Origin of the sequence: Tateyamaria sp. (assembly GCF_039945315.1) — a bacterium.
GTDB lineage: Bacteria > Pseudomonadota > Alphaproteobacteria > Rhodobacterales > Rhodobacteraceae > Tateyamaria.
This window is the reverse complement of sequence record NZ_JBDUXB010000052.1, coordinates 234,184-249,874: the sequence shown is the minus strand read 5'-3', so window position 1 is coordinate 249,874 and position 15,691 is coordinate 234,184. Positions and strand designations below refer to the sequence as shown.

Here is a 15,691-nt window from a genome sequence, read left to right as displayed (position 1 = left end):
TCTGGATCAGACGGAGACAGCCGCCAACAAGGTGTCTCGCTCGATCTCGTCGCTACGTCCGCTCAGCTTTTCCGCGCCGCGTTCCAGCACCAGAAACTGATCCCCTAACTCTCGGGCAAAGTCGAAATACTGTTCGACCAGTACAATACCCATATCGCCCCTGTCGCGCAGCTGCGCAATCACGCGGCCAATCTGCTGGATGATATTAGGCTGGATGCCCTCGGTTGGCTCGTCCAGCAGCAACAGTTTGGGTCGGGTCACGAGGGCGCGCGCGATGGCCAACTGTTGTTGCTGACCGCCAGACAAATCGCCCCCGCGCCGGCCAAGGAACTCCTTGAGGATCGGGAACAGGTCGAAAATCTCTTCTGGCACGGACCGTTCAGACCTTGGCAGGCAGGCAAAACCAGTTTCGAGGTTCTCTTTCACTGTCAGAAACGGAAAAATCTCGCGCCCTTGGGGGACATAGGCCACCCCGGCTTGCGCAAGCGCATGGGCCGAGGCGCGGCCAATCTCGACCCCGTCCAACTTATAGGTCCCGCCCGAACGGGGGTGTGTGCCAGAAATGGCCTTGAGCAGGCTCGTTTTGCCAACGCCATTGGTGCCCATCACACAGGTCACCTCACCACGTTTGGCCGTCACGCTGACCCGGTTCAGGATCTGGCTGCCGCCATAGTGCAGCGTCAGGTCCGAAATGCTGAGGACGTTATCTGCCAAGATACACCTCGATCACTTTCTCATTTGCGGTGACGTGATCCAAGCTGCCCTCGGCCAGCACCGATCCTTCGTGCAGCACCGTTACCTTGCAGTTCAGACGGCGCACAAACTCCATGTCATGCTCAACCACGACCACCGCGCGAGTCTTGGCCGCTTCCACCAGAATGTCGGTGGTGTGCTCCCGCTCTGCCGGGGTCATGCCAGCGGCTGGCTCGTCCACCAGCAACAGTCGAGGGTCCTGCGCCAGCAGCATCCCAATCTCCAGCCACTGTTTCTGGCCATGGCTCAACTCACCCGACTTGCGCGGCAACTGGTCAGTCAGACCGATCTCCTCGGCCAGCTTTGCGACCGCCTCGTGATCTTCGCGCGCGGGGCGAAAACGCAAGACAGCCCACGGGCTGCGGTCTTTTTTCAACGCCATCATCAGGTTGTCGGCGACACTTTGATCCTCAAACACCGTGGGGCGCTGGAATTTGCGGCCAATGCCCGCCTGAGCGATCTGGCTCTCGCTCAGCTTCAGCAAGGACCGGGACTTTTCGCCAAACAACACCGTGCCCTCGTCTGGCTTGGTCTTGCCCGTCACGATGTCCATGAATGTGGTTTTACCCGCCCCATTGGGCCCAATCACGGCGCGCATTTCTGGCTCGCCGATCTGAAAAGACAGGTTGTTGATCGCCTTGAACCCGTCAAAGGTTTTGGAGACGCCCGAGACTTCGAGAAGTGTGCTCATTTATTCGCCTCGCTTTCGCGCAAAGACCCGGCATCAGGCCCAAGATCCGCGCCATGGCGGTTGGGGCTCGGGATCATGTCGAGCAGCCCACCGATGCCTTTGGGCGCGAACAGCGTGACTGCCACAAAGGAGAAGCCAAGCAGCACGGTCCACCAGTCCACCCATGAGATCACATAAAAGCCAAGGTTGACGTCTGGCGCCTGCCCGCCTGTGAACCATGTGGATACAAGGGACACGAAGGCCGCACCGATGACCGCACCATACAGCCGTCCGCGCCCGCCGATGGCGACCCAGACAGCAAGGTAGATCGAAGCGATGGGCGCGATTTCTGCCGGGTTGATAATGCCCGCCTGCGGGTAATAGAGCGCGCCTGCAATAGCGGCGATCACCGCAGTCAGGGTGAAGATGGTCAGCTTGTAGGCCTCAACCGAATAGCCAAGAAAGCGCACCCGCGCCTCATCATCACGGATCGCGCGGATGACCGACCCGAACTTGCCTGAAACGACCCACGCACAAAGAAGATAGGCAAGGCCGAGACCCAGCGCCGACGCCCAAAGGAACCAGATGGAAACCGTGGCCTGGGGTACGTCCCCCATACCGGGGAGGTTTTGCAGGCCCGAAAGACCGTTGTTGCCGCGCAGTCCGGAGTCGTTCTGGAACAGATATAGGGACAGGGCGAGCGTCATCGCCTGTGTCAGGATCGAGAGGTACACGCCTGTGACCCGGCTGCGGAAAGCGAGCCAGCCAAAGATCAGCGCGAGCAGCCCCGGCACAATCACGATAGCGGCCAGTTGCAGAGGCAAGGAATGTGCAAAGGCCCAGATTGGCGGGAATTCAGAGGCCCCGACCACACCAAAGATCTGCGTCGCAATCCCTTGGGAAATCTCCCCTGCTGTGGGAGGTAGCGGAGCTGCCGCAAGGCTTTGCACCACAATGATCTCGGTGCGCGCATACATCAGCCACATGCCGATCGCGTAGCCGCCAATGCCAAAGAACGCCATATGGCCAAGGCTGAGGATGCCGCAGTAGCCCCAGACCAGATCCATCGCGAGCGCGACCATGCACAGGCACAGAGTCTTGCCTAGAGTTTTGACAAAGCTTGTCGAGATGACGCCGATCCCGAACCCTTCGGCAAGGATCGTGACGCTGATGGTGAAAAGCGCAAGGCACGCCATAAAGATCAGGACCGACGGGTGACGCGCGATGAACGGACGGCGCGAGGCAAGGGCTGCTGTACTCATGATCTACGCCTCCGCCGCACGGCCCTTGAGGGCGATAATGCCACGAGGGCGGAACTGGATGAACAGGATGATGAAAAGGATCATGTAGGTTTGGGCCGCCAGTGTGTTGGACGGGTTCAGCCACTCGATCCCTTTTTGCATGGTTCCCACCATGGCGGCCCCCAACAGGGTGCCCCAGATGTTGCCAACGCCGCCGACAACTACGGTCATAAAGGATTGGACGATATAGTCGGACCCCATCTCGGACGTGACCTTGGCATAAAGCCCGATGGCGACCCCGGCGATGCCCGCGATACCCGACCCGAACCCAAAGGTCAGCATGTTGATCCGATCCGGGTTGATCCCCATCGACGCCGCCATGCGCGGGTTTTGCGTGACGGCGCGGACCTCAAGCCCTAGGCGCGTGCGGTTCATCACGATCAGGAAGATGGCGAGGAAGATCAGCGCAAGGATGAAAATCGCGATGCGGATATAGCTGATCGAAACAATGTCGTTGATCACCATGGACCCATCAAGCCAGCCGGGGGCTGTCAGTGGCCGGGCTTGCGTGCCAAAGATGTTCTTGGCCAGTTGCTGCAGGGCGATGGAGACCCCGAAGGTGGCCAGCAGGGTTTCCAATGGCCGGTGATAGAGCCAGCGGATCACGAGCCGTTCCATCGCAACACCGGCCCCAAAGGTCACCATGAAGGCCAGCGGAATGGCCAGCAGGATCGACAATGTGTGATCGGGCACGAACAGCTGCACGACATAACCCGTATAGGCGCCCATCATGATGAATTCGCCGTGGGCCATGTTGATTACACCCATCACGCCAAAGGTGATGGCAAGGCCGATCGCGGCGAGGAAATAGATCGAGGCCAGCGAGATGGCGTCGAGCGCGAGGTCTGCTGTCTGGTTCAGCGCGACGGAGGTCTCAATATCACTCAGCACCGCTTGTGCTGCGATTGCAACGCCGGGTGGAGCGCCGATGAAGACCTCGTAGAACTGATAAGCGCCAAGGGCCGTGTCGATCTCTTCCGTCGTTGCCGCCGGTTCTGCGAGGCCCTGTTCTACCAGCGTTGCAAAGGCCGCGTTGCGCGCACTGTCTGTATCAAGGCTTGCGACCTGCACACCGGCGACAGTGTCGCCATCAATATTGCGGATCAGTGCTTCGCGTACTTGGTTCGCGGGTATCAGCGGCGGGGCAAGATCAGCCCGTACAAGCAGTTCGTAGGCTTCGGCCTTGGGCAGGGTTTCATCCCCCGGTGTGACGACGCGGATAACTTCAGCACCCACTGGCACGGCCTCGCCGACCTCAATCCGGGTGGCAACAAGTGGGTTCAAAGCAGCGCGGGCATCCACACCCAGATCGCCCGCGAAGTAGGAAATCGCGTCAATCTTTTCATTGTCATCCGCGCCGAACTCGATTGTCAGCAAGCGTTCCAGCCGCGTCATCTGGGCCGAGAGGGCCGGGTCGCCTTCGCGATCCATAACATCGCGCAAGGCGGGCAAGTGTGTCTTGTCAGGGTCGCGCGAAATAGCATCAAGCGCAGTCAGGCGCACGGACGTATCCGGATCGGTCAGTTGAAATTTTACCAAGGCGGCGGCAATCAAACCGCGCACGCCGCTGTTCGGCTTGAGTTGTTTGTATCCGTCATCCGGCACCTGGCCCAAATCCATGCCGTCTGACACCTCGAAGATGCGAATGGTACTGCGGTCAATCTCTTCGGCAAAAACGAACAGGCCGGTTTCTTCGTCCAGCCACATCTCTTTGTTCTGCCAGCGTTGCAGCACCTCTTGGGCCGCAGGCAAACCGCTGTCGGTCAACGCATCAATGGCAACCTGAATGGTTTTCCGGGACGCTTTGGCCAGCAGGTCTGCATGGGTCTGCATCACTTGCTGAATGGGGGCATCTGCGTTTTGGGCAGAGACTGGAAATGCGAGGCCAAGGCAAATCAGTAAGGCCAGAAGTCGTTGCATGTATACCTGCCCCAAGGTGATCAGGGGGCGGATAGCCCGCCCCCTGAAAAGTCTTTCAATTCAGATTAGTAGTTGGATTCGATCTGCACGCAGGTGCTGGTTTCGGTGTTGTACATACCGCAGCCCAGCTCGGCCCAATCCGACTTGAGAACAGCCGACTCTGGCAGGAAGTCGGTCCATGCATCGCCCGGAACCGGCTCGGTCGCAGAGATAATGTCGAACTGACCGTCCGCCTGGATTTCACCGATCAGAACCGGCTTGGCCAAGTGGTGGTTGGGCAACATTACAGCGGTACCGCCTGTGAGGTTCGGGAACTCTTGACCGTACATCGCGGTGCGCACGGCATCGACGTCTGTAGTGCCAGCCGCTGTGGCCGCGTTCACCCACATATTAAAGCCGATAAAGTGGGCCTCCATTGGGTCGTTGGTCACACGCTCCTCACCCATACGGGCTTTCCATGCTTCGACCCATGCCTCGTTGGCATCAGATTCCGCAGACTGGAAGTAGTTCCAGGCAGCGAGGTGACCGACCAGATCGGATGTGTCGAGGCCGGACAGCTCTTCTTCACCAACCGAGAAGGCCACGACCGGGATGTCATCCGCAGAGATGCCAGCGGCTGCCAGTTCTTTGTAGAAGCCAATGTTGGCGTCGCCGTTGATGGTGGAAATCACGCCGACTTTCTTACCGTCAGCGCCCAGCGCCACAACGTCTGCAACGATCTTGGACCAGTCAGAGTGACCAAATGGCGTATAGTTCACAAAGATGTCTTCGGCAGCGATGCCTTTTTCCTGAAGGTAAGCTTCAAGAATGTTGTTCGTTGTGCGGGGATAGACATAGTCGGTGCCCAGCAGCGCGAACTTTTCGACTTCCAGTTCTTCAAGGAAGTAATCGGTGGCCGGGATCGCCTGTTGGTTGGGGGCAGCGCCAGTGTAGAAGACGTTCTTGGAGCTTTCTTCACCTTCGTACTGCACAGGGTAGAACATCAGGCCGTTCAGCTCTTCAAGAACGGGCAGCGCGGACTTGCGCGACACAGACGTCCACGACCCAAAGATCACATCTACTTCCTGAACGGTCAGCAGTTCACGCGCTTTTTCAGCGAACAGGGGCCAGTCGGATGCAGGGTCGACAACAACCGCTTCAAGGTCGCAGCCGAGCAGGCCGCCCTTTTCGTTTTGCTGTTCAACCAACATTTCCATGGTGTCTTTGAGTGTTGTTTCAGAGATCGCCATCGTGCCGGACAGCGAGTGCAGAACACCCACTTTGATCGGGGCATCGCAGGCGACGGCGGGGAGCACAGTTGCCAGCAGCACGGCAGCAGTGGTTCCAAAAAGAGTTTTTGACATTGCGTTTCCTCTAGCGCGGCGCGCGAGGGCATTGCGAAATGGACCAAACGACCTCATATCACCCTTGCGCTTTAAGTTTAGGCGCGTGCGGTGGTGTTTAGCCTTCGAAAACTGACGCCGCCGCACAATTTATCGGCCCAAGATCGGACCGACGCCTAGTTAGCTGCGCTGCAGCAACGGGGCCGAGTCTATCTTGCGCGATTTCTGAGCAGACCCGCGAAATAGATTAATTATTGGGCTATTTTGGCGCTACCTGCTGCGTTTTTAAGCGGGCTTTCTGCGCGAAAGTGACCGGCTACCCTTCAAGCAGGAGCGTTCGGCAAGTTTGCACACCGACCTCAGCGCGCTGCTTGGCGAGCCGAGCCAATCGTTCATCGGCCCCAAAATGAGCGGTGGTCAGCATGGCCGAATGCGCAAGTTTAGCCTCGATCCGATGGTTCAGTGTTTCGCGGGCGCGTTCCGCCGGCATCACAGCATCCAGAAGCGTGACAAAACGTTGCCGCTGATCCTGCAACGCGTCCGAGCGCGCGTCGCTCATCAACCACGCAAATTCCATTTCAGCAGACATACGGCCTGTGCAACCGGCAAACACCAACACCAGATCGTCATAGGCGCGCGCCGTACCACTCAGGCCTATCATGATCAGTGCGCTTGCTATCAGCGTTCTTAAACTGCTCATAAAAGCAGCTTTGCATCTTAATTTGTGCCGTGCAAGCGTGCAGTTTAAAAACTTTTATAGACAAACAGCTGCTAAGTGTCTGAAAACAGATGCTGATCACTTGAGCGCGGAAAGCCGCAGGTGTTTGACCTGATCGCCCCTAAAACCACGGCGAACTTGTGGAGTAGCGTCACGAAGTATGTCCCACGCACCGAGCGTTTCTGACGCAGGCACCTCACGGCACGAGCTCCGACGAAACAAGCACGCCATTCTTGAGGGTAAGTCAACTTTTCCTATGCTTCGTTGAAAGTGCGCGTTGTTTCATGGCGCGCCGCACTGTTCGTTGGAGAAAGCAAGGAGCCCGGTTTTTTGGTACTCCCAGATGCTAAATATTAAATGGCCTTGGCAAATGGCGACGGTGTTGACCTCGCTTTTCAGGCGGCTAGGTTTCCTCAACTGGACAGTGGATTAAGTATCTATCACGATGCCAAAAAGCTTAGCCAAACCTCTTCGCTTCCTATCGCGAGCCTTTACGCTGTCAGTGTGCGTGTCTCTTGCAGCAGGGCAGGCGCTCGCTTGCACCGGGATTGTTCTTCATGCCGAAGACGGTGGTACCGTTCCCGCAAGAACAATGGAATTTGGGTTCGATATCCAATCAAACATCTATGCGGTGCCGGCCGGCACAGAAATCGAGACACTGGCACTTGATGCTGACCAAAGTGGCTTCACGTTTACCGCACAATACGGATTTCTCGGCGCCAACGCATTTGATTACCCAGTTGTGTTTGACGGTCTGAACACCGAAGGCCTCTATTTCGGTGCATTCTACTTTGCCGGCCCCGCTGTATTTGGAGAGGCAACAGAAGATAATCGCGATCGCGCCGTATCCTCAGACGAACTTGGAAACTGGATTCTGGGCCAGTTTAGCACCGTCGAAGAAGTTCGCGCTGCTTTGCCAACGATTGAGGTCGTTGGCACGCATATCGAAGTCATCAATGGTTTTGCACCGTTTCACTATTCGGTTGTTGATGCGTCCGGCGAAGCGATCGTGATCCAGTATACCGCTGAAGGCCTGACCGTTCACGAGAACTCTGTAAACGCAGTTACAAACAACCCATCATATGATTGGCACCTGACCAACCTGCGCAACTATATCGGTCTTCAGGCTGAAAACCGAGAGGCCATCTCGGTTGGTGATTTGTCACTACCAGCGTTCGGACAGGGCAGCGGCATGGTCGGTCTGCCCGGCGACTTCTCCTCACCGTCACGCTTTGTGCGCGCTGTTGCGTTCGCCAACTCTGCACTGCCGTCTTCAACATCTGACGATGCTGTGTTTCAGGCCTTTCACATCTTGAACGCCTTCGACATCCCAAAGGGAGCAATCCGAGATGTCGGTGCGGGTGGCGTACACACTGATTACACCGTCTGGTCCTCTGCAGCCGACACCGCCAATCGTGCATACTATTACAAAACCTACAACACGCAGGCGGTTGAGATGGTCGACGTTCGTGCCGCGGTCAGCGGGATGGAGGAACCTTCTGTGCTTACGATGGAGAGCGGGTTTGTAGCTGTCGACCGCACCTCTGACTTCTAAGTTCTGAGCGCGGCTTAGGCCACAAAAGAACGTTTTGTCACGCCGCTGAACGCAGTGCCGACCTGGAACTGCTCTGGGATAAGAACAAACCGTCGACGCATTCGGCGCCAAGGCCAATTTCTCTTTTTGAATTGGTCGAAACTGCAACAGTCAAAGTCATCAGTCTTTTGACAAGGAAGACTGGCGATCCCGGAAGGACTCGAACCCTCAACATCCTGATTAGAAGTCAGGTGCTCTATCCAGTTGAGCTACGGGACCGCGCTGGCCCACTCATGCCGCAGCAATCGCGATGGGGCAAGAGGCTCAAAGCGTGCGTGTCATGAAAATGCTCAGCGGGTCGTAGATATAGCTGCCAAAAGGTGGGCACTCCTCAAACCCGTGCACGGCATAAAGCGCGCGGGCCGGGGCAAACATCTCGGCACTCCCGGTTTCAAGGCTGACGCGAGTCAGGCCCTGCGCGCGGGCCTCATCCAAAAGCGATGCAAAGATGGCGCGGGCCACGCCACGCCCTCGGGCCTCGGCGGCGGTGTGCATGGATTTCAACTCGCCATGCCCTGCGTCGATCTGTGCCAACGCCCCAACGCCCAGAACCGCACCACTGTCGCGCGCCGCAAACAGTGTCACCCCGCGCTCCAGCAAGGCACCCGGTTCCATCACATGACAGCTTTCTTCAGGGGAACTTGCCCGCATGAGATCAAAATGGCGGAGCAGCAGCGCCTGAACATCCGCGTTTTCAACCGACGCGCGCGACACCTGCATCGCCGACATCACAAGGGCGGGCCTGCAAACTCGAGGTCGGTTTCCGAGGCGATCTGGGCAATCCGAGGCATATCCGTTTCCGGCGATAGTCCTTCGGATTCAACCTGACGGAAAAACGCATCCCCTCCGCCAGGTGTCAGGACGATCACCGCGACCGACCCTTCCGGGGCAAGGCCCTTGAATGCATGCACAGTGCCGGGCGGAATCGTCACGGTATCGCCCGGACCCGCTTCGAATTGAACGCCATCGGCCTCAAACAGCAACCGGCCCGAACGTACTACAAATATTTCTGTGGCCGCATGGTGAATGTGGCGCGGCGGCCCGGCGCCGTTCGGTATGTCTTCTTCCCACACGGACGGAGAGGTGTCGTTTCCGGAAACGTGGAACCGGCGCGGCAGACCAAACGCGCTGTTGGTTTCCCCGGATCCAGACGGTGCGTGGACGGCGCCGCCCATCAGTGCGTCCAAGCACCGCGGCGACTGGTCGCGAAATTCTCGCCATATCCGCCGGGCCTGATGTTGGCGCGCCGTTTGTTGGGTTCCTGCACCGCGGCATCAATCCCGTGATGGGACGCATAATCAAGAGCGGCCTCTTTGGTGTCAAAATTCATGCGCACCTGTGCCTGCGTGTCATCAGACGATGTCCATCCCATCAAGGGGTCAACCGACCGGGCCGAGGCAGGTGCGAACTCCAATACCCAGTGCTTGGTCTTGGCCGTGCCCGAGGACATGGCCGTTTTGGCGGGTTGAAAAATGCGTGCGCGCATGTGGTAACGCTCCAAGAATAGTGTCACGCCCTTATGGCAAGCTGCTGCGGATTTGCCAAGCGGGCGTGGTGCATCAACCCCGCTGCGCCGCCGCGGTTTACGCATTTTGCCCATGCATTTGTCACGACCCGCGCAAAACGGACCGCGCCGCACTCAATCAGGTCACATGCGCAACCTTGTCGGCATCCTGCAACATCTCTTCTATTGCATCGGGAACGCAAAGGCCCTCGGCCACTTGGGCATCCATATCATGTTCAAGTGCGGCCACCGCATCCAACCGCCCAATGATGTGATCCAGCATGTCAAAAGGCACCACGACGACCCCGTCTTTGTCTGCCACGATCATGTCCCCGGTTTCGACACTCTGGCCGCCAATCGGCACAGGCAGCCCAACCCGACCCGGCCCTGTTGAATAGGGCGACCCGGGGTTCAACCCGGTACACCAACTCGGCAGGCCAACCGCGCGAATGCCATCGAGATCGCGCATCGGCCCATCCGTGACAAAACCCGCGGCACCGCAGTTCTGCATCATGCCCGACACACGATCCCCCGCCGCCGCACAGCCCTGAAAGCCCGCAAAACCGTTCACAACGATATCGCCTTCCCGAATGTACTTAAGGGCACCCAACAGGGCCAAAATATCGCTGGGCCGGTTGTCGACCGTCAGCGCGGGTCCAGCCACCTGCACATCCTGTCCGGGAATGGGCACGATCTGCGTGGCCAGCGATCCAGCCCCAAACATGGCATCCACAACGAACCCGGTCGGCACGTTCTGAAAGGCAGCAATCTGTGCCGCAGAGGGTCGCCGCTGCGGCGCCCTGATGGTCAATGTCTTGGGTTCTTCGATCATACTGTGCCCTCCGCTTTCTCAACTCAGGCTAGCGGCGACCTGCCACAAAGAAAAGCACGCGCGGCACCCTGTCAGTTTCTGGCAGCATCCACACCGCGCCCCCTTGCACCGGCCCGCCCAAGCGCCAAGTTAGGCGCATGGCCCACGTACACACCGATTCCCCCGACACATTCCTTTCCAATCCGGCCGAGGATGTGCGCACCCGCCTCAAACTTGAAGGCGGTGTGCCCCTGCGCATGAACACCGAATTCCAGCCGGCAGGCGACCAGCCCACAGCGATCGAAGAACTGAGCGCCGGGGTGTTGGCAGGGGACCGCGATCAGGTGCTGCTTGGGGCCACGGGCACGGGCAAGACCTACACCATGGCCAAGGTGATCGAACAAACCCAGCGCCCCGCCATCATCCTTGCGCCCAACAAAACGCTGGCCGCGCAGCTTTATGGCGAGTTCAAAGGTTTCTTTCCCGACAACGCCGTCGAATACTTCGTCAGCTTCTATGACTACTACCAGCCCGAAGCCTACGTGGCGCGATCCGACACCTATATAGAAAAAGAAAGCCAGATCAACGAACAGATCGACCGCATGCGCCACTCGGCCACGCGGGCGCTGTTGGAACGGGACGACGTGGTGATCGTGGCGTCGGTGTCGTGCATCTACGGTATCGGGTCGGTCGAAACCTACGGCGCGATGACGCAGGATTTGAAGGTCGGCAAGGAATACGACCAGCGCCAAGTGATCGCCGACCTCGTCGCCCAGCAATACAAACGCAACGATCAGGCGTTCTTTCGCGGTACGTTCCGGGTGCGGGGCGACGCGCTCGAAATCTTCCCCGCACACTTGGATGACCGCGCGTGGCGGCTGTCTTTCTTTGGTGAGGAACTCGAAAGCATCACAGAATTCGACCCGCTCACCGGTGAGAAAACGGCCGTGATGGAGCACATCCGCGTCTATGCCAACTCCCACTACGTCACACCCAAACCAACGATGTCCCAGGCCATCATCAAGATCAAAGAAGAGCTCAAAATCCGCCTCGACCAACTGGTCAACGACGGTAAACTGCTCGAAGCACAACGGCTTGAACAGCGCACCAACTTTGATCTTGAGATGCTCGAGGCGACGGGCGTGTGCAACGGCATCGAAAACTATTCCCGCTACCTCACGGGCCGCGCACCGGGCGAACCACCCCCGACCCTGTTCGAATTCATCCCCGACAACGCCATCGTCTTTGCCGACGAATCCCACGTCTCGGTGCCGCAAATCGGGGGCATGTACAAAGGCGACTACCGGCGCAAATTCACGCTGGCCGAACACGGGTTCCGCTTGCCCTCCTGCATGGACAACCGCCCGCTCAAGTTCGAGGAATGGGACGCCATGCGCCCCCAATCGGTGTTCGTGTCTGCCACACCTTCGTCGTGGGAACTCGAACAGGCGGGCGGCATTTTCACCGAACAGGTGATCCGCCCCACAGGTCTGCTCGACCCGATGGTCGAAATCCGTCCCGTCACAACGCAAGTCGATGATCTGCTGGACGAAGTGCGGAAAGTCACCGCCAACGGAATGCGCACGCTCTGCACCACGCTGACCAAGCGGATGGCTGAGGATCTGACGGAATACATGCACGAACAGGGGATCAAGGTCCGCTACATGCACTCTGACATCGACACGCTGGAACGGATCGAAATCCTGCGCGATCTGCGGCTTGGGGCCTTTGACGTGTTGATCGGGATCAATCTGCTGCGCGAGGGGCTGGATATCCCAGAATGCGGGCTGGTCGCGATCCTCGATGCGGACAAGGAAGGGTTCCTGCGCTCCGAAACCTCACTGGTGCAAACCATCGGGCGTGCCGCGCGTAACGCTGATGGCCGTGTGATCATGTACGCCGACAAAGTGACCGGCAGTATGGAGCGTGCCCTCGCCGAAACCGACCGCCGCCGCGCCAAGCAGATGGCCTACAACGAAGAACACGGGATCACGCCGACCACGGTGAAAAAGAACGTCGAGGATGTGCTCAAGGGTCTCTACAAAGGGGACACAGACCAATCCCGCGTCACCGCCAAAATCGACAACCCGCTTGCGGGCGGCAACCTGCAAACCGTGTTGGACGGGTTGCGGACAGACATGCGCAAAGCGGCCGAGAATTTGGAATTCGAAGAGGCGGCGCGTTTGCGGGATGAGGTCAAACGGCTGGAAGCGGTGGACCTTGTGGTGGCCGATGATCCAATGGCACGGCAATATGCGGTGGAGAAAGCGGTGGGCGATGCCCAAAAAGCAGGCGGTCGGAGTACCGCAGGGCGCGCTGGGCAGCGTGGGGGCAATGTTAAGCGGCGGGGGCGGTGACGCCACTAGTTTTCAGAGGTTGGTTCAGCAGATTTAATTTGTTCGTCCAATAGCTTGCCAAGAAAAACATGAAGCTCCGTCAGATCGAGATTGCCCGATAGCGCACTGGCATCCACTCTTTTCATAATACCAACGTATTCATCCCGGTTATTGCGGATAAGTTGCGGCAAGATCGGAGAACCTGGCAACCACCCGCCCAACTTAACGCACAATACAAAAAGGCAAGCCGCTCGAGCGGTTCGGCCGTTTCCATTGTTGAACGGGTGTATAAAATTTAACTTCCAAAGAACAAATGCCACCAGAACAAGTGGGTCTTGTTCAACCCAATGACGGTTTACCTGATTTACAAAATCATCCATCAAATCAGGCAGTTGATACATCGGAGGCGGTTTATAGTCACCTACCGAAACCTCGCAAGGGCGGTAAAGGCCTGCACTAGTGTGAAGGCAAGCAATCGCGTGGTAATTCAAAGCTTTCAAAACGGTTTGAGATAGGAACGGGCGCTGAACTGCTATAGCTGCCTCAACTGCTGACCTCAGAAAATCATATTGCCGAGACCCATTTTCAATCTCAAACTTCGGGTAGGTTGGATGAGCTTCGCCTCCCGTCAGGTCGAACAAAATCAATTACTTAATTGCCTTCACTGTGTTTGACGACCTTCTCGACTTGGGCTTGCGTAATATTTTCGTCATTGACGGTGCTCATGATGAAGGAAATGCGCTGGTTTCGCACTTCGCGCTCGGACAATGTTTGCTTCGCCGCTGCAGATAACCTTTCAAGCAGCGCGGGCGCTGTTGATATGCTTGTCATATTTCTCCCTCCGGCGGGCTTTAAGTAACCCGTAATACAACTAATCCAGTTTGCACTTGGTAAATTGTCATCCACTTTTCCAAGAAGCAGACGCTTAGTCGCGGTATGACGCTCAAGCGAGTCATTGTTGCAACGATCAGACTCAAACGGAAGTTTGTGCCTTTTAAAAGCATGTTGTAGGACGCCACTCCCCTCCCTCCATCCAACCTTGTCTTCCCTAACGACCTGAGCGAGAATGCCCCCCTAATCCAGCAAATGGAGCCACCTCATGAAACGTTTCGCCCTCGCTATCGCTGCCACCTGCGTAGCTGCCACAGCCGCCTCTGCTGACACCTTCGAGAAATACGGAGAAATCGAAGGCTGGAAAGTCTTTGTGGACGTGGAAAAGAAATCCTGTCTGATCGAAGCCGTCGACAGCGCCGAAAACGTTGTCCAGATGGGGCTGACCCAAGACCGCAGTGTCGGCTACGTCGGCATCTTCACAAAGGCCGAAACTGACATCAAAGCCGGTGAGACAAGCGAAATTGCCATCCTGATCGGCGACAATGTCTATGCTGGCGAATCCAAAGGCATGCGCGGCAACATCACCAAAGGGTACTCGGGCGGCTATGTGCTCAGCGATAGCCCCCAATTCGTCGAAGACATCGCACAGCAATACGAGATGCTCATCTTTCCGGAAAAAGAGTACTCCTTCATCGTAGATCTGTCGGGCACCAAGAAAGCCATCGAAATGGCGCGTGAGTGCAATCAGAAACAAATCGGCGGGTAATGCGAGCCTAAGGTGGGCGGTCTGCCCACCGCCCCGGCCTTGTCGGTGCATCTGGGACGGCTCAGGTGCACCTGACATTCACGTTCAGGGAAGTTGCACGACCCTACGGCGTTCCGCGCGCATGTACGGTGGTCAGGCGCATCAACAGCGCTACATAATGATCATGCGCTACCTGATCCCCCTCCTCTTTCTCGCCTCTCCCGCCGCCGCGTGGGAGTTCACACCGACCCCGATCTGCACCCTCACCCACACTGAGGCGAGCGCAGACGTGGCCGTCACCTACGACCACGCCACAGGGCTTTATGCCATCGCGGTCACCAGCCCGAGCGGATGGCCCGCATCACCCGCCTTCTCCATTCGGTTTGACGGGCCGCGCAGCAACATAATTTCGACTGAGCGCCACCAGACGGATGGCCCAACGCTCACCGTGAGCGATGCAGGGTTCGGCAATGTGCTCGATGGGCTCGAGTTCAACTCCACCGCGACCGCCTTTACTCAGACCTCTGCAGTGACCGTGTCGCTGGATGGCGCAGCGGAGCCCGTGCAGCAATTCCGTGCCTGTACGCAGGCTCTCGCCGCCTGAGACAAAATCCAAAAACCGTTAATGTGACCACGTATTTTATTGATTTATAACGGTAATCGGCCTGTGTCAGCGTGATGCAGGCTCACACCCGAGAGGTCGGGAATACCCCACTTCGCACGGCGGGGAGGCTGGTTTATCCTCAACCTATTCAAGAATTTGACTGCCTCCGCCGTGCAAACTGACTTTGAAAAAGGCGACTTTCATGACCCACATACTTTTTGGATTTGGCTTTACCCTGATCACCGCCCTGATCGTCATCATCGGTGACACCGCCATCAAATACGCCGCCGACGGAGGTCAACCGTTCTGGTCTGCCCTCGTGATCGCAGGCTGTATCCTCTATGGTATTTCCGCCCTGTTCTGGTTCTTTGCCATGCGCCATGTGACGTTGGTTCAGGCGGGGGTTGCCTATTCCATGATCACATTGCTGGCTCTGGCTTTGATCGGTGCCATCTGGTTTGGAGAAGTGCTCCATGCACGCGAATATGCAGGGCTTGGCTGCGCTCTGCTGGCCATGGTCCTGATGGCCCGCATCGCCTAAAATCTTCTTCCGACGGTTCATTTTTGTAGTATTTATGC

Annotated in this window: 16 protein-coding genes and 1 tRNA gene; 5 read left to right on the top strand and 12 right to left on the bottom strand. The window is 57.6% G+C overall.

Annotation, left to right across the window (positions count from 1 at the left end):
• Positions 1-6: 6 nt before the first annotated feature.
• From urtE to ABJD00_RS17280, 6 genes are all read right to left on the bottom strand, one after another.
• Positions 7-714, bottom strand: coding sequence for an urea ABC transporter ATP-binding subunit UrtE (urtE, locus tag ABJD00_RS17305; protein ID WP_413832935.1), 708 nt, complete (start codon positions 712-714; stop codon positions 7-9).
• On the bottom strand, positions 704-1,444 hold the full coding sequence (urtD, locus tag ABJD00_RS17300; RefSeq protein WP_108836562.1) for an urea ABC transporter ATP-binding protein UrtD: 741 nt from the start codon (positions 1,442-1,444) through the stop codon (positions 704-706). The genes urtE and urtD overlap by 11 nt, the downstream gene beginning before the upstream one ends.
• Positions 1,441-2,685 (bottom strand): urea ABC transporter permease subunit UrtC, encoded by a 1,245-nt coding sequence (gene urtC / locus ABJD00_RS17295; protein WP_413832932.1) that lies wholly within the window; start codon positions 2,683-2,685, stop codon positions 1,441-1,443. The genes urtD and urtC overlap by 4 nt, the downstream gene beginning before the upstream one ends.
• Before the next feature lie 3 nt (positions 2,686-2,688).
• Positions 2,689-4,644 (bottom strand): urea ABC transporter permease subunit UrtB, encoded by a 1,956-nt coding sequence (gene urtB / locus ABJD00_RS17290; protein ID WP_413832930.1) that lies wholly within the window; start codon positions 4,642-4,644, stop codon positions 2,689-2,691.
• Positions 4,645-4,709: 65 nt separating this feature from the next.
• The gene (gene urtA, locus ABJD00_RS17285; RefSeq protein WP_413832928.1) at positions 4,710-5,987 is read right to left on the bottom strand and encodes an urea ABC transporter substrate-binding protein; all 1,278 of its coding nucleotides are present in this window, start codon (positions 5,985-5,987) and stop codon (positions 4,710-4,712) included.
• 295 nt (positions 5,988-6,282) lie between these two features.
• A complete protein-coding gene (locus ABJD00_RS17280) occupies positions 6,283-6,666 on the bottom strand; it encodes a hypothetical protein (protein ID WP_413832926.1) in 384 nt (127 codons plus the stop codon).
• Between the two features lie 463 nt (positions 6,667-7,129).
• Between ABJD00_RS17280 and ABJD00_RS17275 the strand changes: the two genes are divergently transcribed.
• Positions 7,130-8,239 (top strand): choloylglycine hydrolase family protein, encoded by a 1,110-nt coding sequence (locus tag ABJD00_RS17275; RefSeq protein ID WP_413832924.1) that lies wholly within the window; start codon positions 7,130-7,132, stop codon positions 8,237-8,239.
• Between the two features lie 181 nt (positions 8,240-8,420).
• Here the strand turns inward: ABJD00_RS17275 and ABJD00_RS17270 are convergent.
• The 5 genes from ABJD00_RS17270 to ABJD00_RS17250 all read right to left on the bottom strand — a co-directional run bounded on the left by ABJD00_RS17270 (position 8,421) and on the right by ABJD00_RS17250 (position 10,614).
• Positions 8,421-8,497: transfer RNA gene (locus ABJD00_RS17270), tRNA-Arg, on the bottom strand.
• A gap of 45 nt (positions 8,498-8,542) precedes the next feature.
• On the bottom strand, positions 8,543-9,007 hold the full coding sequence (locus tag ABJD00_RS17265; RefSeq protein ID WP_413832922.1) for a GNAT family N-acetyltransferase: 465 nt from the start codon (positions 9,005-9,007) through the stop codon (positions 8,543-8,545).
• A complete protein-coding gene (locus ABJD00_RS17260) occupies positions 9,007-9,453 on the bottom strand; it encodes a cupin domain-containing protein (RefSeq protein WP_413832920.1) in 447 nt (148 codons plus the stop codon). Before ABJD00_RS17260 ends, ABJD00_RS17265 begins: the two co-directional genes overlap by 1 nt.
• On the bottom strand, positions 9,453-9,764 hold the full coding sequence (locus ABJD00_RS17255) for an ETC complex I subunit (RefSeq protein ID WP_108836572.1): 312 nt from the start codon (positions 9,762-9,764) through the stop codon (positions 9,453-9,455). The genes ABJD00_RS17260 and ABJD00_RS17255 overlap by 1 nt, the downstream gene beginning before the upstream one ends.
• A 157-nt stretch (positions 9,765-9,921) precedes the next feature.
• Entirely contained in the window at positions 9,922-10,614 is a 693-nt protein-coding gene (locus ABJD00_RS17250) for an RraA family protein (protein ID WP_413832918.1), read from the bottom strand.
• A gap of 137 nt (positions 10,615-10,751) precedes the next feature.
• Here ABJD00_RS17250 and uvrB point away from each other — a divergent pair, with 137 nt between their 5' ends.
• On the top strand, positions 10,752-12,950 hold the full coding sequence (gene uvrB / locus ABJD00_RS17245; RefSeq protein ID WP_413832916.1) for an excinuclease ABC subunit UvrB: 2,199 nt from the start codon (positions 10,752-10,754) through the stop codon (positions 12,948-12,950).
• Between the two features lie 5 nt (positions 12,951-12,955).
• On the opposite strand, the gene ABJD00_RS17240 is transcribed toward uvrB, so the two are convergent.
• Entirely contained in the window at positions 12,956-13,576 is a 621-nt protein-coding gene (locus ABJD00_RS17240) for a Fic family protein (RefSeq protein WP_413855094.1), read from the bottom strand.
• A gap of 452 nt (positions 13,577-14,028) precedes the next feature.
• On the opposite strand from ABJD00_RS17240, the gene ABJD00_RS17235 reads away from it, so the two are divergent.
• From ABJD00_RS17235 to ABJD00_RS17225, 3 genes are all read left to right on the top strand, one after another.
• Positions 14,029-14,529 (top strand): hypothetical protein, encoded by a 501-nt coding sequence (locus ABJD00_RS17235; RefSeq protein WP_413832912.1) that lies wholly within the window; start codon positions 14,029-14,031, stop codon positions 14,527-14,529.
• A 157-nt stretch (positions 14,530-14,686) separates the two neighbouring features.
• Positions 14,687-15,112 carry a hypothetical protein gene (locus tag ABJD00_RS17230; protein WP_413832910.1) on the top strand — a complete coding sequence of 142 codons (426 nt, stop codon included), beginning with the start codon at positions 14,687-14,689 and terminating at the stop codon, positions 15,110-15,112.
• 202 nt (positions 15,113-15,314) lie between these two features.
• Positions 15,315-15,653, top strand: a complete 339-nt coding sequence (locus ABJD00_RS17225; RefSeq protein ID WP_413832908.1) for a hypothetical protein — start codon at positions 15,315-15,317, stop codon at positions 15,651-15,653.
• Positions 15,654-15,691 lie beyond the last annotated feature (38 nt).